Annotated in this window: 15 protein-coding genes and 4 pseudogenes; 14 read left to right on the top strand and 5 right to left on the bottom strand. The window is 35.8% G+C overall.

The features are described 5' to 3' along the window. The first annotated feature begins 891 nt into the window (after positions 1-891). On the top strand, positions 892-1,605 hold the full coding sequence (locus tag MKX66_RS28335; RefSeq protein ID WP_341087796.1) for a class I SAM-dependent methyltransferase: 714 nt from the start codon (positions 892-894) through the stop codon (positions 1,603-1,605). Positions 1,606-1,820: 215 nt separating this feature from the next. After that, positions 1,821-3,254 (top strand): annotated as a pseudogene (locus MKX66_RS28330) (IS4 family transposase). A gap of 192 nt (positions 3,255-3,446) precedes the next feature. Here MKX66_RS28330 and MKX66_RS28325 read toward each other — a convergent pair. Beyond that, positions 3,447-3,611 (bottom strand): aspartyl-phosphate phosphatase Spo0E family protein, encoded by a 165-nt coding sequence (locus MKX66_RS28325; protein WP_341087793.1) that lies wholly within the window; start codon positions 3,609-3,611, stop codon positions 3,447-3,449. Between the two features lie 880 nt (positions 3,612-4,491). On the opposite strand from MKX66_RS28325, the gene MKX66_RS28320 reads away from it, so the two are divergent. From MKX66_RS28320 to pucB, 6 genes are all read left to right on the top strand, one after another. Next, positions 4,492-5,019, top strand: coding sequence for a GNAT family N-acetyltransferase (locus MKX66_RS28320; protein ID WP_341087791.1), 528 nt, complete (start codon positions 4,492-4,494; stop codon positions 5,017-5,019). Between the two features lie 317 nt (positions 5,020-5,336). Then, positions 5,337-7,679 (top strand): xanthine dehydrogenase family protein molybdopterin-binding subunit, encoded by a 2,343-nt coding sequence (locus MKX66_RS28315; protein ID WP_341087789.1) that lies wholly within the window; start codon positions 5,337-5,339, stop codon positions 7,677-7,679. Next, entirely contained in the window at positions 7,676-8,515 is an 840-nt protein-coding gene (locus MKX66_RS28310) for an FAD binding domain-containing protein (protein ID WP_341087786.1), read from the top strand. Before MKX66_RS28315 ends, MKX66_RS28310 begins: the two co-directional genes overlap by 4 nt. Beyond that, the gene (locus tag MKX66_RS28305) at positions 8,512-8,979 is read left to right on the top strand and encodes a (2Fe-2S)-binding protein (RefSeq protein WP_098990534.1); all 468 of its coding nucleotides are present in this window, start codon (positions 8,512-8,514) and stop codon (positions 8,977-8,979) included. Before MKX66_RS28310 ends, MKX66_RS28305 begins: the two co-directional genes overlap by 4 nt. Then, positions 8,979-9,998, top strand: coding sequence for an XdhC family protein (locus tag MKX66_RS28300; RefSeq protein ID WP_341087784.1), 1,020 nt, complete (start codon positions 8,979-8,981; stop codon positions 9,996-9,998). Before MKX66_RS28305 ends, MKX66_RS28300 begins: the two co-directional genes overlap by 1 nt. Next, a complete protein-coding gene (pucB, locus tag MKX66_RS28295; RefSeq protein WP_341087781.1) occupies positions 9,934-10,533 on the top strand; it encodes a xanthine dehydrogenase accessory protein PucB in 600 nt (199 codons plus the stop codon). Before MKX66_RS28300 ends, pucB begins: the two co-directional genes overlap by 65 nt. A 142-nt stretch (positions 10,534-10,675) precedes the next feature. Here pucB and MKX66_RS28290 read toward each other — a convergent pair whose 3' ends face one another. Beyond that, entirely contained in the window at positions 10,676-12,106 is a 1,431-nt protein-coding gene (locus MKX66_RS28290) for an IS4 family transposase (RefSeq protein ID WP_341087780.1), read from the bottom strand. A 195-nt stretch (positions 12,107-12,301) separates the two neighbouring features. Here MKX66_RS28290 and MKX66_RS28285 point away from each other — a divergent pair. The 3 genes and pseudogenes from MKX66_RS28285 to MKX66_RS28275 form a co-directional block, all read left to right on the top strand. Beyond that, positions 12,302-13,345 (top strand): annotated as a pseudogene (locus MKX66_RS28285) (IS4-like element ISBce2 family transposase); the annotation flags it as partial. Between the two features lie 519 nt (positions 13,346-13,864). Then, positions 13,865-15,169 (top strand): group II intron reverse transcriptase/maturase, encoded by a 1,305-nt coding sequence (gene ltrA / locus MKX66_RS28280; protein ID WP_341085428.1) that lies wholly within the window; start codon positions 13,865-13,867, stop codon positions 15,167-15,169. A gap of 146 nt (positions 15,170-15,315) precedes the next feature. Then, a pseudogene (locus MKX66_RS28275) lies at positions 15,316-15,702 on the top strand (IS4 family transposase); the annotation flags it as partial. 462 nt (positions 15,703-16,164) lie between these two features. Here the strand turns inward: MKX66_RS28275 and MKX66_RS28270 are convergent. Continuing rightward, entirely contained in the window at positions 16,165-16,695 is a 531-nt protein-coding gene (locus tag MKX66_RS28270; RefSeq protein ID WP_326997608.1) for a YsnF/AvaK domain-containing protein, read from the bottom strand. 78 nt (positions 16,696-16,773) lie between these two features. Next, the gene (locus tag MKX66_RS28265; RefSeq protein ID WP_341087777.1) at positions 16,774-17,250 is read right to left on the bottom strand and encodes a YsnF/AvaK domain-containing protein; all 477 of its coding nucleotides are present in this window, start codon (positions 17,248-17,250) and stop codon (positions 16,774-16,776) included. Positions 17,251-17,777: 527 nt separating this feature from the next. Here MKX66_RS28265 and MKX66_RS28260 point away from each other — a divergent pair. Together MKX66_RS28260 and MKX66_RS28255 are read left to right on the top strand one after the other, a co-directional pair. Continuing rightward, the gene (locus MKX66_RS28260) at positions 17,778-19,004 is read left to right on the top strand and encodes a phospholipase D-like domain-containing protein (RefSeq protein WP_341087774.1); all 1,227 of its coding nucleotides are present in this window, start codon (positions 17,778-17,780) and stop codon (positions 19,002-19,004) included. A 15-nt stretch (positions 19,005-19,019) separates the two neighbouring features. Then, positions 19,020-19,389 (top strand): annotated as a pseudogene (locus MKX66_RS28255) (DUF3967 domain-containing protein); the annotation flags it as partial. Positions 19,390-19,637: 248 nt separating this feature from the next. Here the strand turns inward: MKX66_RS28255 and MKX66_RS28250 are convergent. After that, the gene (locus MKX66_RS28250; RefSeq protein WP_326997605.1) at positions 19,638-20,333 is read right to left on the bottom strand and encodes a CsxC family protein; all 696 of its coding nucleotides are present in this window, start codon (positions 20,331-20,333) and stop codon (positions 19,638-19,640) included. A gap of 289 nt (positions 20,334-20,622) precedes the next feature. Here MKX66_RS28250 and MKX66_RS28245 point away from each other — a divergent pair, with 289 nt between their 5' ends. Next, a complete protein-coding gene (locus MKX66_RS28245; protein WP_028402147.1) occupies positions 20,623-20,934 on the top strand; it encodes an ArsR/SmtB family transcription factor in 312 nt (103 codons plus the stop codon). The last annotated feature ends 50 nt before the right edge of the window (positions 20,935-20,984 follow it).

Here is a 20,984-nt window from a genome sequence, read left to right as displayed (position 1 = left end):
CTTAAAATAGGAGGGTAATGAAATATTTCGATTTCATATAGAAGCAAGAAGGAATCAATGCTCATTAAACAAACTATTCCTAATTATAAAAAGTAAAATTATACAATAATGTTTTACATTAATAAAAAATAATCAACATATGTTACCTATATGGCCTCACCATATCAAAAAAAGAAAATTGTACGTTTAGACATAATTTGGAAACAATTAAGATGTTTGGTGTACGTTAAGACTATTTTTCAGCTAAATAGGGACTATTTGGAACTGGAATAACTTTAATCCTTATAAAATCAAGGTTTGTAAGGTTTATAAACATGTTACAAAACATTTATAAATTCCTTAGCGTACAATTTTCTTAAAATGATATGGTGACCCCATGCCCATCAAGCTAAGAAAACAAGTTACCCCCAAAACTAAAAAATGAGCTAAATGTAATAAGCTAAATTTTATTTTTGAAGACTTCAAAGTATTAGCTTGGTACAAATTGGTGATATTTCAATAAGGGATGTGCTCATTTTCTTGCTACTGATAATGAAATTTATGTAAATTACCAAAGAAACATCTTTATTTAATGAGAATGCATAGCTACTCCATTTGTAATATTATTGCAACAATTGTAAAGATAATTCTGGAAAATCGAAATAGAATTCTAATTCTAAGGGTATTTCCAATTGTTTGGTTGGATTTTCACAAAGAGTAAGGTAAATACTTTTAAAGTAATATAAAAGGAAAATTAGGTATCTTTATGTGCGTTAAATTAACATAAATAGGCATATGTAGAGGATTCGAACTTATTTGAATTTAAAGTGTTGTTAACCCCTATGAAACACGAATCATTCTAATTGTTAGTACAATTAGAATGTAAGATTTAATTGGAAAGAAGGGGTTATTGTGAAAGAAACAATTAGTAGTTATGAAGATTTATTGGATATGTTAGATTCATTATTGCTTGAACCAACTCAATTTTGGGATAATTTTTATTCAAATCGTGAAAAAGGAGTTCCCTTTTTTACTAATAAACCAGATGAGAACCTAGTTAATTATTTCGATAAAGAATTACTTAATCCAGGGAAAGTTCTTGAACTTGGATGCGGTCCAGGCAGAAATGCAATTTACTTTGCTGAAAAAGGATGCTTAGTTGATGCGGTAGACTTATCACAGGAATCAATTCAATGGGCAACCGAACGGGCAAAAGAAAAAAATGTACATGTGAATTTTATTTATAACAATATCTTTGACTTACAAATTGAAGAAGGTACATACGATATTGTGTATGATTCAGGATGCTTTCATCATATTGCTCCACACAGAAGAATGAATTATATAAATTTGGTGAAAAAGGCTTTAAAACCAGGTGGTTATTTTGCAATCACTTGTTTTGTTCAAGGTGGAGAATTGGGTGGGGCAGATATAACGGATTGGGAAGTATACAAACTACAAAGTCTTAAAGGTGGATTAGGTTTTACAGATGCAAAACTTAGAGTCATCTTTAGAGATTTTTCTGAAGTAGAAATACGTAGAATGAAAGAGATAAAACAATCGAATAAAGTATTTGGTGTTTCTGGACTGTGGACAGCTTTATTCATGAAAAATATTACTGAATAGTAAAAATATGTTTTCTTAGTGAATTATACTTATATCTGTTAGCAAAGACTATGTGAACGAAGAAACCCTTCAGAAAATCTGAAGGGTTTTTAGATACATTAAATACTAATAAGGATATCATCTCATCGCTATCAAATTGAGATAAATTTGTATCTAAATAATAAGAAAAACGCTATTCTTTTTGTAGAAATATACAGAAAGGATGGCGTTTTTGTATGAATCTATCGATTCAAGATGAGTTTCATTTATTCGCTGAAGAACTACAGCGATATCTATCTCCACATATTCTCCAACAACTCGCACAGGAGACAGGTTTTGTAAAACGTAAAAGTAAGTATGGCGCACGAGATATGGCTGCTTTATGTATTTGGATCAGTCGACATGTAGCAAGCGATTCTCTCACTCGATTATGTAGTCAGCTTTATGCAAATACAGCTACACTAATGAGTCCGGAAGGACTTAATCAACGTTTTAACTGATGCGCTGTTTTATTTCTACAGCGTGTATTCTCTCTTTTAGTCAAAAGCCAACTAAACGATTCGTCTCAAATCCGAAACCAATATACTTCTTATTTTCAACGTATACGTATTTTAGATGCTACTATTTTTCAAGTACCCAATCATTTAGCTCCTATTTATCCTGGTTCAGGAGGATGTGCACAAACAGCCGGTATTAAGATTCAACTAGAGTATGATTTACAGAGTGGGAAATTCCTCAATTTTCAAATGGAACCAGGTAAAAATAATGATAAAACCTTTGGTACAGAGTGTTTAGATACCTTATGCCCAGGAGATTTATGTATTCGAGATTTAGGATACTTTTCTCTAAAAGATTTAGACCAGATGGATCAACGAGGGGTATTCTATGTTTCACGGTTGAAATTAAATAATAGAGTATATGTAAAAAATGAATCGCCAGAATTCTTTCGGGATGGGACAGTTAAAAAGCAATCTTTATATGTTTTACTTGACCTTGAAGATATCATGCATCAGATAAAACCAGGAGATACTTATGAAATTCAGAATGCCTATGTTGGACAACAAAAATTACCCTCACGAGTTGTAATATACAGACTTACATCAACTCAAATTCATAAACGTAGGAAACAGCAATCTTATGTTGAAAAGAAAAAAGGAGTTACATACTCTGAAAAAAGTAAACGATTAACAGAAATCAACGTTTATATTACCAACATACCATGGGAAATTGTTCCGATGGAACAGGTCCATGATATCTACTCACTACGTTGGCAAATAGAAATTGTATTTAAAACATGAAAGTCTCTTTTTGGTATCAATCATTGTCACAATATTAAGCGAGAGCGTCTAGAATGTCATCTTTATGGACAGTTAATCGCTATTTTTCTTTGTTCTTCTACTATGTTCAAAATGCGACAGTTGTTACTACAAAAAAAACAAAAAGAATTAAGTGAATATAAAGCAATTTATATGATTTAAGATCATCTGTACTTAGTATATGAAGCCATCCAACAAGACACCCAAGAAGTATCAAAAGTTTTCCTTCGTTTGTTTGACCTCTTACAGAAAAACGGGCGGAAATCCCATCGATATGAGAAAAAGACAGTCTTTGATATTTTAGGCATTGTTTATCAGTGCACTGTATCCAATCTAAAGCGGAAAACTGCATAATCTTTAAAAATACACCTAATCAAGGTTTATTTGGAATGCGTATTTTTAAAAACAAATAAACAAAATATCAAGCATGTGGGCATCAAGAACGGAAGTTCATGGAATACTCAACCTTAGCTTGATGGGCATGTATGGTGACCCCAAATAAGAAAAAAAAGAATCCTTATAAAAAGGGTTCCTTTTCGTCGTACATTAATACGATTCTATTTTAGATTTCCTCATTAGCTGATAAATTAAATGATCTAGCTCCTGGCTAACGTTAATTACTTTCTGGTGACTAAACCCATATTTTATAACCAATTGAATCAATTCTTCTTTTCGCGTTTCTATTGTATCGTTTAAAATCTTTATATCCACTTTCAGTTACAAACTCCCTTATCGCTTTACTCTTATTTGGAAACATGCTTAAACAAACAAAAAACAAGGCTAACTTGCAGCCTTGTCCTAAAGGAAAAACAAAATAGAATAGCTCTTATACTAAGAATACACTATTTATTCTGTCTTTTGAACATTTATTTCCAATAAAAAAGAAGATTGAATGAACTCAATCTTCTTTAAAATAAAGGAACAGATGACAGATTACTACTCCAACTCCTAATCCTAATCAATTAAACATGTAATAATATTCAATTCATTTAAAATTTTATCAATGTAATTGTTGCATTTTTAAATTATAATATAAGTAATTCTTTTTATTGTTATATATCTGTTAGTTCCTGTTGCAGAATCCTTATTATAAGGATTCTTTTTTTGTTACAAATCTACAAATAAAAAAGATAAGATCGGAGAGTATGATCTTATCTTTAGCATAAGGAGAAAAGGCAAAACCATCTTACTATTTATCATATTATATTTTTTGTTAATTTTCGATATAAAACCCATATTTAGTATCTATATCTATATTGAGAAATTTATTACAAATTCATCTATAAAGAATTTTAAAAAACGAAAGTAAACTTTTACCCATTGGTTTACTTTCATTTTGTTGATTTTATTAGGTTTATCCTACCTTATCTATTTTTAGTTCTGGTTTGCCCTTCATAAATTCCCTCCACACTTACTATTTCATAATGATAATTCTTTCTTCAACAAATCTGTCCCTATATTTGAACAAAGAATCCTGTATATCCTATACATGTAAGGTTAACATAACGTCCTATTATAAGTAGTAAATTTAGATAGCAAAGTGCCAATCTTTTTGTTATTTTATGGATATAAATTCTTAGGAGTGATAGCAATGGATGAAATTGAATTACTTTTACCTAGCTTAGAATTTGAACAAGAAATTATGAGTTACAAGAACGAGTATCCATATAGTCTAAATGGAATTGAAGGAACTTCTACGCTAGCTTTTAAAAACAGCGTAACAGACTGGTTAGATCATTTAAAAATAAATGAAAATCGAAAAACTGTTCCTGACAATCGAGTACCAGCAATTCAGTATATTGCTGTTAAAAAGAGCGATAGTTCAATTGTTGGTATGTTGAATTTAAGATTAGAATTAAATGACTATTTATTGAACTATGCAGGGCATATTGGATATTCTGTAAAACCAAGTGAAAGAAAAAAAGGATATGGTTCAAAAATGCTAGGATTAGCCTTAGCTAAATCAAAAATATTAGGGCTTAATAAAATCCTTGTAACGTGTGCTGATGATAACTTGGGTTCAATAGGGGTAATAGAAAACAATAACGGTGTATTAGAAGATGAAAGATTAGATCCTAATGATGGGAAATTGACTAGAAGATACTGGATATCATTATAATTAAAACTACTTATTTTCATGTTAAAAACTCTTAAAATGAAAGTAAACTAATAATAAAAAGTTTACTTTCGAGAAAAGTAAAAAAGAGTCCTATTAATTTAGGACTCTTTTTCGTTTTAGGGTGATTTTGAATTTTTAAGTTGATGGGGATGTGGTGCTACTTCTAATATACAATTCTATTTCATTTTTAATTAAGCCTAATTCTCAAACAATGTGCAGAAGGATTAAGAGCAACAAATTATGGCCTTGTTACCCCTATGTACTAAAGGAACTATAAAGCTCATATACTATGAATAACGCTAAAAAGGAGGGGGTTTATGGATAAGTATCATGTCATTGGAAAAAGTATTCCCAGAAAAGAGGCAATGGATAAGATAACCGGAAAAGCAAAGTATATTGACGATGAAAATGCAACAGGAACCTTGCATGTAAAGCTTTTAACAAGCAAGTATGCACATGCATATATAGAAAGAGTTGATACGAGTATAGCTTGGAAAGTACAAGGTGTACGGAATATTATCACTGGTAAGGATTATCCTAATCTAGTAGGAAGTAGTATAGTGGATCGACCACCGCTGGCTTTTGAGAAAGTCCGATATTTTGGTGAACCCATCGCAATGGTGATTGCGGATAGTGAAGAAGCAGCTCAAAGAGGCATTCTTTCTATACATGTAACGTATAAAGAAATTCCTGTCGTTAACTCTCCTTTACAAGCATATCAAAACAATACTTCCCTTGTTCATGAACGTTTAGGGGAATATAGAATTATAGAGGAAGCACAGCCAGAACCCAATACAAATGTTGCCACGCGGACAAAAGTTCGGAAAGGTGATATTGAAAAGGGATTTAGCGAGAGCAATATAATTGTGGAAGAATTTTTTTCATTTCCACAGTCTGATCATGCTGCAATGGAAACGAGATGTGCAAAAGCTGAGATTAAGCCGAATGGATCCGTTCTTGTTACTTCTACATCCCAAGCACCATTTGAGATTAGGAAACAGCTGAGTGAAGCATTTCATATAGATGAAGGCAAGATACATGTTCAAGTACCTTTAGTAGGCGGAGCATATGGCGGGAAAACCATGGTGCAACTTGAAATCTTAGCCTATCTTGCTTCCAAAGCTGTAGGAGGAAGAAGGGTAAAGCTTCGTAATAGCAGAGAAGAGGATTTTATTACTTCGCCTGTGCATATTGGTTTGCAAGCAAAAGTCAAACTAGGGTGTACGAACGAGGGGAGATTAAAGGCCGTGGAATTCCTTTTCTTATTTGATGGTGGAGCTTATGCGGACCGGGCAGTTGTTGTCAGTAAAGCTGCGGGCCTAGATTGTACAGGTCCTTACTCAATTGAACATGTATGGTGTGATTCTCTTTGCATGTATACAAACCATCCTTATGCAACAGCATTCCGTGGATTTGGACATTCTGAATATACTTTTGTTGTAGAGCGGACAGTAGATATTATGGCAAACAAAATAGGAATGTGTCCACTTGAATTTCGATTAAAAAATGCAATCCAACCAGGAGATACGACACCAACACAAGTTCCGGTGACGAGAAGTAATATGGGAGATCCAGCAGAGTGCTTAAAAAGATTAAAAAATTTAATCCGTTGGAATGAAGGGCAGTACATCCCAATTTCAGATAGAAAGGTACGTGCAAAAGGAATCGCCTTCGCATGGAAGAACTCCACTACACCACCAAACGCAGGTGCTGGCGCTGTAGTAACGTTTAATGAAAATGGGAGTGTAAATATAAATTGTGGTGCAGTGGAGATTGGAACAGGTACAAAAACTGTGCTTGCACAAATGGTAGCAGAAAAGATGAAAATGGGGATGGAAGACGTTCATATCAAAATGGAAGTAGATACGCAGATTGCACCAAAACATTGGAAAACAGCTGCAAGTCGAACTACGTATTTGGTAGGAAATGCAGCTCTTGCCGCAACAGAAGATGCCATCAGACAATTGAAAGAAGCTGCCTCCCTTTTATTGGAGTATCCGATAGAGGATTTGGAAGTTGCCAACAAACAAGTATATGTAAAAATAGATCCTCATCTCTCTATAGATATATCTGAGATTGCGTTAGGATATGTTGACTCAAATGGACAAATAGTCAACCCACAGGTTGTAGGAAGAGGAGTATATGTGTTTGAGGGAATCACAAAACCTGATAAAGAGACCGGGAAGGGAAAATCAGGTCCAGAATGGGGAATCACAGCGCAGGCAGTAGAAGTTGAATTTGATACGCGAGATTATACATATAAACTAATTCGTGCTGTCAGCGTAATAGATGCTGGAAAGGTATTAAACCTGAAAGGAGCTGAAACTCAAGTAATGGGTGCAATGAGCATGGGCCTTAGTTTTGCGACAAGAGAAGCATTCATCTATGATAAGAAAGGAAAAATATTAAACAATCAATTTCGCTCGTATAAAGTGATCCATTACGGACAACAGCCAGAATATGAGGTAAATTTTGTAGAAACACCTCATATCGGTTCGCCGTTTGGTTCTCGAGCTCTTGGTGAACATGGCATCCTTGGTATGCCAGCTGCTCTGGCCAATAGCTTATCAATTGCAGCACAGGTTTCTCTTCATCAGCTACCGATTACTCCAGAATTGATTTGGAGAACGAAACTAAAAAAGGAGATTCCCTTTTTATGATTCCATATGATTTTGAATATTATCGCCCTCGTTCTATAACAGAAGCGTTACAGCTATATTCAAAGCTTTATCAGGAAGGGAAAAATCCACTATATTACGGCGGCGGAACTGAGATTATTACCCTCGGTAGATCTAAAAAAAATTATACAAATTCTGTAATTGATATAAAGGAGATTACAGAATGTAACGTGCTTGGGAGGCATCAACATTATATAGTTCTCGGTGCAGCACTTACTTTGACACGTGTTACAGAAGCGAATATATTTCCAATTCTGAGTAAAACGGCATCAAGAGCAGCTGATCATACGGCACGAAACAAAATTACATTGGGCGGAAACATTGCAGGTGAAATTCCTTACCGAGAAGCTGTGCTTCCTTTCTTATTGGCAGACAGTACCCTTGTAATTGCAGGAATGGAGGGAATACATTATGTTTCCATTCATCGGCTGTTTATAGAGAAACTAAGATTAAACAAGGGAGAATTTCTCCTGCAAATTATAACTGATATAGAGTATGCAGGACTCCCTTTTTATAGTGTGAAAAAGAGAAAGCTTGAAAAAATAGATTATCCAGTTATTACGCTTGCTGCTTTGAAAAAAGGGAATAAGATTCGCATGGCATTCAGCGGTTTATGCGCTTTTCCTTTTCGATCCTCTGTTATGGAAATAGAAATCAATAATAATCAGTTGTCAATTAAAGATAGAATAGAAAGGACTGTATTACGTATTCCAGCACCTGTACTGGACGATATCCGTGGGTCCAGAGAATACCGTTTGTTTGTATTAAGAAATCTGCTGCAGGATATGTTAGAAAAGTTTGAAGGAGGGAGATTTTGATTACAAAAGTGATTCTCCACATAAATGGAGAAAATAGAGAAGGAATAGTGAGAGCAGCCGATACACTTTTAGATACGCTACGGGATCAGTTTGATCTAACTGGAGCAAAACGTGGATGTGAAAACGGAGATTGCGGAACTTGTACAGTTTTAGTGGATGGATGGCCAATTAAATCTTGTATCATGCTTACAGTAGAAGCAGTAGGAAAAAAGATAACAACAATTGAAGGCTTATATGACTCTCCTGTACAAAAAGCATTTGTGGAAAAATGGGCGTTCCAATGCGGATATTGTACACCAGGATTTATTATAAACTGTCATGCTCTCATGACTATTTATCCTGAAGCAACCGATAAAATAATTGAAGAATGGTTAGAATCAAACATTTGCCGATGTACAAGTTATCAGGAAATTAGAGAAGCAGTAAAATCAGTTCTTCAAAATCAAAGGCAAGGTGAAGTGTAATGCCTACTATACACGATATATTAGAAGCGATAATATCGATGTCACAACCTTGTACCCTTGCGACAATCATTCGAGTAGACGGTTCATCATATCGAAAAGAAGGGTCAATGATGGTATATGGAGAAGACGGAATAAGGATCGGAATGCTTAGCGCAGGGTGTATTGAGGAAGAACTTTATTTTTACACTACAGATGTAAGTAGCAAAAAGTGGGTCATACATGAATTTGATATGAGAGATGAAGAGGATTTATCATGGGGAGTAGGTTGTAATGGAGTCATTTATATATTATTAGAACAAGTGAATTGTATATATCAGGAGTATTTGCGAAAAGTAAGATTGTATACAGAAAAAGGGGATCGTGTATGGATGATTAAAAACCTATCACAATCAAAGACTCTTTTTTTAAGCGAAGAGGGACATAAGTTTGGCGATTGGGAAGGGGAAGTTCCAGTCCTCTCTGAGTTAAAGAACGGATGGTATGAACATCTATATGTACATTGCTTCGAACCACAACCACGCTTGTTTATATTCGGTGCGGGAGAAGACGCAAAACCGCTTGTCTCTTTAGCAAAAGAAACTGGTTTTTTTGTTACTATTTGTGATTGGCGGGATGCATTATGCACACCACTGCGATTTCCTCAAGCAGATAAATGTATTGTTGGATTTCCAAAAGAGGTCATGTCAAGTATATCCATAATGAAACAGGATTTTATAGTAATCATGACGCATCATTTCAAACGGGATCAGGAACTACTTATCCTATTACAGAACTTTCCTTGTCGTTATCTAGGTATTCTGGGGTCTCGATATCGTACATCACGCTTATTCGGAGAAGAAGACAAACCTAAATGGGTTTTTTCCCCGGCTGGCTTATCTATCGGAGCTGAGGGACCAAGCGAAATTGCTCTTAGCATCATGGCAGAAATAATACAAATGGTAAGGATGAAAAATGATGAAAATAATAGGGATATATTTAGCAGCAGGAAAGAGCAGAAGAACAGGTCCGGGGATGCATAAGCTGTGTCTTCCGATCCGAAGTACATTGCTTGGAAATATGGCATTGAGTACTTCACTTGCTTCAAATCTAAGTGATGTTATCATAGTTTCAAATGAAACGCCTTGGTTGTTACAATGTAAACAGATGGAAAAGATCCATATTCTTTGTTGTAAGAATACATCTTTTGGGCAGTCTTATTCTCTTCGCTGCGGTTTAGAAAAAGCTGAAAGCATGGATGCGGATGGAGTGATAGTAATACTTGCGGATCAACCATTTGTTACAGTTGAGATTGTGAATTCACTAATAGACGATTATCAACACTCCCCACAACTTGATTATGTAGCAGCTAGCTACCAAGATATACCGCAGCCTCCTGTTTTATTTTCCAAGAGAATTTTTCCAGCTTTGAAAAAACTAAAAGGAGATCAAGGGGCTCGTTCTATTTTCTTTAACAAATCCTTTCGAGGTAAGTTTGCTCCATATAATGATGCTAAATTATTTTACGACGTGGATACACTGGAAGATTATAATGTAATTAAGGGATTTTCCCCATAAAGGGGGTATCTCCACATCGCTATCAAGCTAAGCTCATACAACGTCAATTATAGTAAAGGTTGTTTCTTTTTTACAAAGGCTACGTGTAGGGAATTTAAAGATTTGCATACGAAATAAACCCTAACGGGTTTCATTTTTTGAATTAAGCGGCTTGATTATCAGACATGGTACAATTGTAAACGACACCTAATATATCAAAGACTGTTTTCTTCTCATATCGATGAGATTTTCTCCCGTTTTGCTGTAGGAGGTTGAACAGGCGAATTAGAATCTTTGATAGCTCTTGGGTGTCTTTCTGTATAGCTTGGAAAAGAAGAAGAAAGTAATCTTTAATCATATATATGGCCTTATATTCACTCAGTTCCCGTTTCTTTTTCATAAGATGTAATTGCCGCATTTGAAACATGGTAGAAGAACAGAATAGAATGGCAATCAGTTGCCCATACAAATGGCATTCCAATCGTTCTCGTTTTATCTTTTTACAATGATGAATGTGAAAGAATGACTTCCACGTTTTAAATAAAATTTCGATTTGCCAACGTAAAGAATACCAATCATGTACTTGTTCCATCGGAACAATATCTGCAGGAGTGTTGGTCATATAAACATTGATACCACTAAGTCGTTTACTACGAGGAGAATATTTCATTCCTTTCTTTTTTTCTCGTACAGCTTGATCCTGTAATCGTTTTTGTTGTTGTTCTTTGGTTAGTCGATGAACAATCACACGAGTTGGGACTTTATCAGTCATTCCTACATAAGCGTTGGATATTTCACATGTTTGTCCTGGTTGAAGGGAGTTCATTAAAACCTCCATATCTATCTGGATATACTCTGTACCTTTCTTGATTCTGCCATCTTGAAAATAATCAGGGTTAGGATTTTTTTGATAAATACGTGTATTCGATTTGATACGTGAGATATAATAAGCCTTTTTATCTTGTATATGTTGAAGATCTTTCAAATGAAAATAACCTAAATCTCGGATACATAAATCATTCTCTGTTACAGTTGGGACACACAGGGAACCGTAGGTTCGATCATGTTGTTTACCTGGACCTGTATGAATATGTAGGAACTGTCCGCTTAACAGGTCATACTCAAGTTGAATTTTCATCCCAGCTGTATGACTGCACCCTCCTGCACCTGGATAAAACAATGAAAAGGGATCTGGGAGTTGAAAAGCAGTGGAATCTAAAATACGAATACGCTTGAAAACAGAAGTGTATGGAGAAGAAATCGGCATAGATGAGGCCAATTTTCGGTTTAGTAGTTCAGCTAATATGTGTTGTAAAAATTGGACGGCTGCTTGATTAAATCGTTGATTCAGTCCCTCGGGACTAATAAGTACTTCTGTTGATGCTTCTAAACAGCTAGATAACTGAGTTAAAGAAGCCGTGGCGACATTTTGGCTCATCCATACACATAAAGCGACTAAATCTTTTGCTTGGTACTTACTGGTTCGTTGCACAAAACCAACATCTCTAGCAAGATCTCGTAAGAGATTTGGGGATAAGAAGCTTTGAATTTCTTGAGCAAATAGTTGTAATTCATCAGATACAGAAACAGACATACAAAACGCCATCCTTTCCTATGCTTCTACAGAAAGAATAGCGCATTTTTTCATTTTAGGGGGTATTTTGTTTTGTTAGCTTGATAGCGATGGGGTATCTCCACACATCCATCAACTTAAGGATTTAGACTATTCTTAAACTTAAAAGCACGTTACTATTCTCTTATGTTAATGAGAAAGGGTGACGTGCTTTTTATGAATATGCATCAAAAACAAGAGCTGTCTTTATTTGCCGAAGAGTTATATCGATATATGTCTCCCGCTACACTTAATCAATTAGCTATAGAAGCAGGTGGAATGAAACGAAAACGCAAGTGCCATGGGCACCATTTTTTATCTTTGTGTGTATGGTTAAATCAACAAATCGCTACAACCTCTCTTACTCAACTTTGTAGTCAATTAGAAACTTCAACAGGAATTTTATTAAGTCCTGAGGGACTGAATCGACGATTTAACTCGGCTTCTGTAGCCTTCTTTCGAAATGTATTTACTACACTTCTACAAGCTAAAATTGGAGGATCATCTACAATTTCTCATTCTCTTTCTGCTTACTTTGAGCGGATTCGCATCCTTGATTCTACAACCTTTCAAGTTTCAGATCGATTCGCAGCTACTTATCCTGGTGCTGGAGGCTGTAGTCATACAGCTGGTGTGAAAATTCAATTAGAGTATGACTTGTTGAGTGGAGAGTTTTCTGATGTGAAAATTGAACCAGGAAAACGAAGTGATCAGGCATATGGGGCGACTCGAATGGACGTGACGCAAAAGAATGAACTATATATTCGTGACTTAGGGTATTTTCGTTTACAAGACTTTAAATCGATCCAAGATAAGGAAGGGTATTATTTATCGCGTCTTAAATTACCAACTAAAATATATAGAAAAGAATTCGAAACAGTGGTATTTAAAACAAAACCTGCTCAATTGAGACCGGTATATATACAAATTCATTTGGAAGACATCATGAACCAATTACAACCTGGCCAAGTGTATGAATTACATGATGTATATGTAGGGAGCAAAGACAAACTACCCACTCGCATTGTGGTTTATAGATGTACAGAGGAGCAAAAATAGAAACGTCTACATGATCGAGCTATTCGTGAAAAGAAAAAAGGGATTACATATACAGAGCGTACGAAACTTTTACAAGGAATTACGGTATATATGACAAACATTCCTACGGAATGGGTACCGAAAGAGAAAATCTATGATTTATATTCACTGCGTTGGCAAATTGGCGTGTCCAGATAAGGACACATTATCTAGTTGGTGAAAGTCCAATCGGGAGAATAGACTCCACTCCCGTAGCCTGAGAGGCGCCATGAAGTGAAAGCGACACGGCGAAGCCCTCTGACATCACATGCAAAAGGCATGTGGGCAAATCTCCAGGTTGTAACGTACAGTGAACGTAGACGTAGCCTCGTTACACGCAATTCCGGTGGCTGAGACGGTCGATAACGTGCGAAAGCAGCAAGAACTGACCGAAACGAGTCTGGAACGGCAGTTCTCACCGGCGGGGTATCAGCGGCGACATGGAGAGAAAGATAATGTGGAAACTGGAGAAGCCCTCGACACCCGATGAAGAAACCTCATCGAGGAGACCGTCTCTATAACCGCGATCGGGAAGTGAGAACGGTAGGTGTCAGGGTGGCGGAACGGATCGTAGTACCAGAGATCTGCGTGCAGCAAAACGCGCGGGGAGGGAAGGGTCCGAACCTGTAAATATTTCGTACGACCAAAGGAGGCAAGGGTGCCATGATAAAAACACCTATTACTTTGCAGGAACTAAGGCGACGAATCTATCAAAAGGCGAAGTCTGAACCTACGCATCGGTTTTGGGGACTATTTTCCCACATTACCAAACTAACAACCCTTCATGAAGCATATCAGCAAGCGAGAAAAAACAACGGTGCCCCAGGCATCGACGGGAAAAGTTTCGCTGATATAGAGCTAGAGGGAGTTATGCCGTTTTTAAAGAATATCCAAGCAGAACTACAGGCTGGAACATATCAACCACAAGCTAATCGTAAAGTAGAAATCCCAAAAGAAAACGGAAAAATGCGGACACTACAAATCCCGTGTATACGGGACCGCGTGGTCCAAGGAGCGCTAAAACTCATATTGGAAGCCATCTTTGAAGCTGATTTCTGCCCAAATTCCTACGGATTCCGACCAAAACGCTCCCCACATCAAGCACTGGCAGAAGTGCGACGTAGCATATTGCGCCGGATGACTGTAGTAATCGATGTTGACTTGTCACGCTACTTTGATACAATTCGACACCACATACTTTTGGAGAAAATTGCAAAGCGTGTCCAAGATTCGCAAGTTATGCATCTTGTAAAACAGGTAATCAAGGTGACAGGAAAGATTGGTGTCCCGCAAGGGGGACCATTTTCTCCCCTAGCCGCAAACATCTACCTCAATGAAGTAGATTGGACATTTGATGCCATTCGACGTAAGACAACAGAAAACCATTACGAGGCTGTAAACTATCACCGTTTTGCTGATGATATAGTTATCACTGTAAGCGGACACTCTAGTAAACGTGGATGGGCTGAATTGGCATTGCGACGACTGTGGGAACAATTAAAGCCTTTGGGAGTTGAACTGAATCTGGAGAAAACCCGAGTGGTTAATGTTTTAAAAGGAGAATCCTTCGGATTCCTAGGATTTGATTTGAGGCGAGTACTTAATCGAAATAAGAGTAGATACTTTGTTCTTATTACCCCGAAGAAGAAAGCCTGTACGAAAGTGAAAGCAAAAATCCGAGAATTAATCAGAAACGCAGGCGCCAGGCCTGCACAAGATTTAGTAAAACAAATCAATACTGTACTGATTGGATGGGTGAATTACTTCCGGGTTGGGAATTCTAGTCGAGCTTTTAGTAAAGTACGGGACTATACAGAGATGAAAGTCCGTACGTTATTGACGAGAAGGAAACGGCGACAAAAGCGTAGCATTGGATGGCAGAGATGGAGTAGTGAATATCTCTATGGTGTACTAGGACTCTATTGGGACTGGAAAGTTCGTCCTCTCGAAAGCTCAGGAAGACATTGATGAAAGTGTCTGCCATCTGATAGGTCTCATAACCCTTTTGATGAAGTTTATGGGGTGAGCTGCTTGAGGGAAAACTTCACGAGCAGTTCTTATGGGGAGGGGCTGGAGACGGGTCATAACTGATACCGCGCCAGTTCTTTACCCGACAGCTGTTATTTAAAATATGGAAATCTTGGTTTCGAATTCATCGTTGTAAATCTATTAAACAAGAGCGATTAGAATGCCACCTTTATGGACAACTCATTAGTATCCTATTATGTTCTTCTACTATGTTTAAAATGAGAGAACTCCTGTTACGTAAGAAACAGAAAGAACTAAGTGAATATAAAGCGATGTACATAATTAAAGATTATTTCTTACTTTTTCATCAAGCACTACATAAAAACACCCAAGAATTATCAAAGATTCTCCTTCGTCTGTTTAACCTCCTACAGCGAAACGGACGAAAATCTCACAGATATGAGAAAAAAACAGTCTTTGATATTTTAGGTGTTGTGTATGAGTATACCACTTCTGCCCATCAGGTAGCATAGCGAAAAATTTGAAACCCGTCAGGGTTTATTTGATGTGCCTACTTTTATAACATCTATAACAGATAATAAAAAACTACGTGGAAAGACCGCATTTTGTATAAAAATATACGTTAAGTTGATGGATGTGTGGCGAGACCCCATATCAAGCAATATTTAGCGAATTTTCATCACAAATTATCTTTGTCTTCCTATTGGGGAGACGGTACCACTTCTTTGAAAGAGAAAAAACAGAAGATCTTGAGGTCTTATGTAGGCTGATGAGGCTCTAGAACATGAAAAAGTTCATTCGATTGTGTTTGATGAGTTACCTCCTCATTCGATTGTGATGCAGTTGACTGCAATAGTGTTATCAATGCAGCGCTGTTGATTGTTGGAGGCGAAGGTGGTCTCGAAGGTTACGTAAAAGGAGTAGGGGTTGGTTAGCGCCTTCACCTATCCTACCCGAATAAGGCGGGAAATGGTTTAGTCCTTTGTTACAGAAGGCGGCTTTTTTATGACATCCGCATCATCACCTGTAACGTAAACTTGTGCTGTTTCTTTTTTTAGCTTTTCCTTTATTTGTTTTATTTCTTCTATTTGACGTTTTGTAACCAATACTTTATTTACTTGCACGGGGTGTTTGTTTATTTCAATTTCTTCTTCTTTCAGAGGAATTCGAAGTTCCTCCTTATTTCCTGCTTCTATTACTAATACTTCACGCTTAATAGGAACAGTGAACGTTTTCTGTTCTTCGACGACTTCTTTATGAACCTTTACCTCCCCTATTTGTACTCGTTTTTTTTTTATTTCCAGCTGCTCTTCTCGTAATTGAAGCGTTTTTTCTTTAATTTCATTTGTTTTTTTAGTCGGTTTGTCGATGTTCCTTCTCGAATTCATTGTATAACTAATGCCGCCTACGAGTGCTCCTATAACGAGTCCTGTTACGATTGTAAAACCTGTTACCCAACCGATTATGCTACCGATTATCACACCAATAGTAATATACTTTCCCATAGGACCTCCTGAAGTTCTTTTTTATATATGAGGATGGAAAGAAACCTACTTAACTAGAAGTTAAGTAGGTAGGCACAATTAGTCCTCTTTGATAATATCTGTATTACCATGCGATTCAACATCTGCAACTTCTTTACGAAGTACGTCGCGTACTTGTTCTATTTCTTGAACCGAACGTTTATGAGCAGAGACTTCACCAGTGACGACCGTATGCTTTTCTACATCAATTTTTTCAGCAGTTACTGGAATGTGAATCGTTTCTTCTTCTGTAATTGGTTCATCTGTTGGTTCGTGATCAACGGCTCTTTGTTCAATAACGACTTGATCATGTAAAACAGGGACATTCACTGATTGTTCTTCCTCAACAATGTCCTTATGAAGCGTCACATCACCAGTCTCCACACGGTGTTTGTCGATCTCCAATTCTTCAGCACGAAGATCAAGATGTACGTCTTCTGCTGCAAATTCTGTATCGGCAGAGCGATCTACTTCACTTACCTTTTTTCGAGTTTCCTTTTGAGTTCCTTCTTCGTTAAATAAATCAAAAAAGCCCATGATGAAAACCTCCTAAGGGATGTGTTTGGATCTTACAAGTACTAATGTTACCTGTGTGAGTGAAAATATGCGCTTGATTTGGTGCTTGTTTCTAAAAAGGCTTTACTTAGCCATTTGGTATTTACATCCAATTTTTTTATTAGGGATATTTAAAAAAAATCAGAGTCGTTAGCCTTCATGCCTTCATCCTCGATTAACGTGCCCTATCGTACTATAAGGGGTCACCATACATGCCCATCAACTTAAGAAAAATAAACGCCCTAAAACGAAAAAAATGAGCTGACTTCTCAAAGTAACTACCTATAGGGGTACCGTCACATCGCTGTCAAGCTAAGGCTTTATTACACCCTCAGAACGAAATTTTCAGGCTTTCCTGTAATGAAAAAGCTTATTTATCGTTTTGGGGGTGACTTGTTTTCTTAAGTTGATGGCAATGTATGGTGACCCCTAATAGATGCATGGAATAGTTTTGTCCCAATAACAAAAACTAACAGAAATAAAACGATAATATATAAAGGAGATTAAATATGCTGAAAAAGATAGGAAGAATTTTCCGAGTATTCCTCTTTTTATTTATCGGTGGATGTTTAGTTCTGTTTGTTTGGGGTGAAATTGACAGAACAATAGCCGAAAAAAATGGGGTATTTAGCCAGAATTCTAGTCAATACCCTATGCGTCAAAGTGATATTACTATGTATACAGATGGGAAACAGTTAAACAATCAATTATTCTCGGATATAGAGAAAGCAAAGCATTACGTGCATATTAACTTTTTTTCTATTGCTGATGATAAAGTAAGTCATCAGTTTCTAGAGCTATTGCGGAAAAAAAGTCAAGAAGGTGTAGAAGTATACTATGCATTGGACAGGTTAGGTGGAATTTTATTAAAGAAAAAGGAAAGAGAATTATTAGTTAAAAAAGGAGTTCATTTTACATATTACAATAAACCTGCTTTCCCTTATCTTTTTTCTTCTTTGGATCATCGGAATCATCGTCGTATTTCAGTTATTGATGGAAAGGTTGGTTACATTGGCGGATTCAACATCGGAAAGAAGTATTTGGGAGAAAAAGAAAAACTTGGTTATTGGAGAGATTATCATCTTCAAATACGAGGAGAAGGAGTTCAAGATTTAGAACACCAATTTGTATTAGACTGGAAGAAAAACTCAGAGAAACCGATTCCGATACACAATGCGGTAAAGGAAAAGGGAGCAACCTCGCAACGATTTACTGCATATTATAGTGGAGAAAAACTTGGGCAAGATTATGCAATGCTGTTTCAACAAGCAAAAGAATCCATCATTATATTAACACCTTATTTTATACCAAAAGACAGAACTATTTGGAACGCATTAGTAGATGCAAGAAAGAGGGGAGTCCGTGTCAAAATTCTATTCTCACCTCATTCGGATGCACTATTAGTTAAAGAAGCAGCATATCCATATATCCGAAAAGCATTAAAACAGGGTATGGAAGTATATGGTTATAAAAAGGGGGTGTTACACGGTAAAGTATTTTTGATTGATGAAAAAGTATTGATGGTTGGGACCGTGAATTTTGATTCACGCTCGTTTCATTTAAATGAAGAAATGAACTGTTATATTCATGACCCTATCTATATTTCGAAAATAAAACCAGTGATTAATGCAGACTTACAAAATTCAAAGCAAGTAACATCCTCTGACGTTAATCAATTGTCTATAAAAGAAAAAATGAAAGAAAAGGTTGCAAAAATATTTGAGTATTATTTGTAAAGACAAAGTATTTTTATATTAAGGTTAGTAACAGTTATGAACAAGAATAACGTAACGCTAGAACAGGCTATAAACCTAGCAATAACAAGTGTTACAGAAAATGAGATAGCAACTGTTGCTACGGATGGCGTAGCAAGCAGATACAGAACACATAAAAGCATTATCAGAACGTATAGAACGATTGGAACAACTTAATTTAGAGTTGATTCAAAGATTGGATCAACAAAGTAAACTTTTACAGGAAACAAATGCTCAAAGAATAATAAGAGAAGAACAAAGAGATGTTCTCTTAATGCAGGCATTAAGAGAAACACAAGATAGCAAGCGTCTTATAGCAGATTCAGAACAGAAAAAGTCGTTTTGGATTGGCCTGTTTGGTAAATAAATTAAAATCTAATGGTAAAGAGATTTTAATTTATTTGAAAAAAGATAAGAGTTAGGCTTTTTATTTATTATTAATGATGATATTCAGCACTATAAATTTTAGTTAAGCATATATTGTATGATTGGAATAGGTTTCACTCACTTATTCCATTTTATTTTTATTTTATAATTTTCCTTTTAAGGACACCAACGGGCATTGGTGTTCTTTTTAAGTAGGCTGGTTTTGAAAAATAAGAAATTTTCTTTGTTTTATACTTGTACTTGTTGTACTTGTAAAACCTTTATAGTCAGATCTAGTACAATTTTTTCACGAAGAGTATCAAATGGTTCGTTTAATTCTGTTGGACAAGGAGAAAAGTCTAACTCGAAAAATTGAACGCTGACTAATTCGCAATATGGTTGTTCGTTGTAAAAAACTGTATTTTCAAAGAAGTATTTGTCTAAGCGTGGTACATCACCGTTTTTAGGATTAATAAAGTGAGATGTAGTGTCTGAAGAGGAAGCTACTAAAGCTAGTGATAGAAAATCAGCTTCTGTTAAATCTGCAAAACCAGAGAATGGAACATTGGCAATGCGATCAAATAGTACTGAATTACATGCACTACCTGCATATTCAATGTTTTTACGAATATATCCTTGTACAAATAATTTTGCTCTTGTGACTCGGCGGTAATTTGTATCTGGTACTGGGGTAAATGCTACAGGAACTAACTTACATTGTGTTAAAAATACGTTTTTTAAGACGCGTTTAATTTCGACTGCTGCAGGTGCTAATGAAATATCGGATTCTACAACAATTTGAATTGTTCTTTCAGCTAATACAACTGGTATTTTTACAATTGGTGCTCCTGGAGTAAGAATTGGTGTTGCAGCTGCATCACTTAATGGTGTTTGAGTTTTTCCTTCTACCTGACATGGTACATTAATTGGACATTGTTCGCTCATATTATCTAATCTCCTTTTTGAAATTACTTTAGATTTTTAAAACAGTTCAATGCCAATATATTCGTTTTTTTGATTTATGTATGAGCATGTATACTAGTTTTTGAAATTTAGTTATCGAAATTTATTAATGAACTACAGACAATAATCTATGATTATCAGTATTTTATTAAATGGAACTATCTATATTTATTCTCAAAATTGGTGCTACTTCTTTATTGCGTTAGATAGTAATGTAATTTATAATGTGTTTAAATGATTAAATTCTTCAACGGAAGGTAATGTGAGTGAAATGAACTGTAATGATAGAGTAATGCATATTTTAGAAAATTTAAGACCATGTTTTCAAGGACTGGGAGATCCAACTCGTCAGCAAATTGTATCACTTTTAATTGATAAAGATAGCTTGAATGTGACGCAAATTGCGGAGCATATTCCTATGTCAAGACCTACTGTATCTCATCATCTGAAAATATTGAAACAATCAGGGTTGCTTCAAGTTCAGAAAAAAGGAACTGAAATGTATTATTGTCTTGAATTTAATGAAACAATAAATCTTTTAAAAGAGCTTGTTTCTTTAGTCGAAGATGAATGTAAGAATTAGGTACTCATTTATAGTTTAGGGACACGTTTTGTCCTTTTTTTTAAAAATAT

The organism is Bacillus sp. FSL R9-9530 (assembly GCF_038008145.1).
Classification (GTDB): Bacteria; Bacillota; Bacilli; order Bacillales; family Bacillaceae_G; genus Bacillus_A; species Bacillus_A mycoides.
This window is presented reverse-complemented; position numbering and strand designations above follow the sequence as displayed.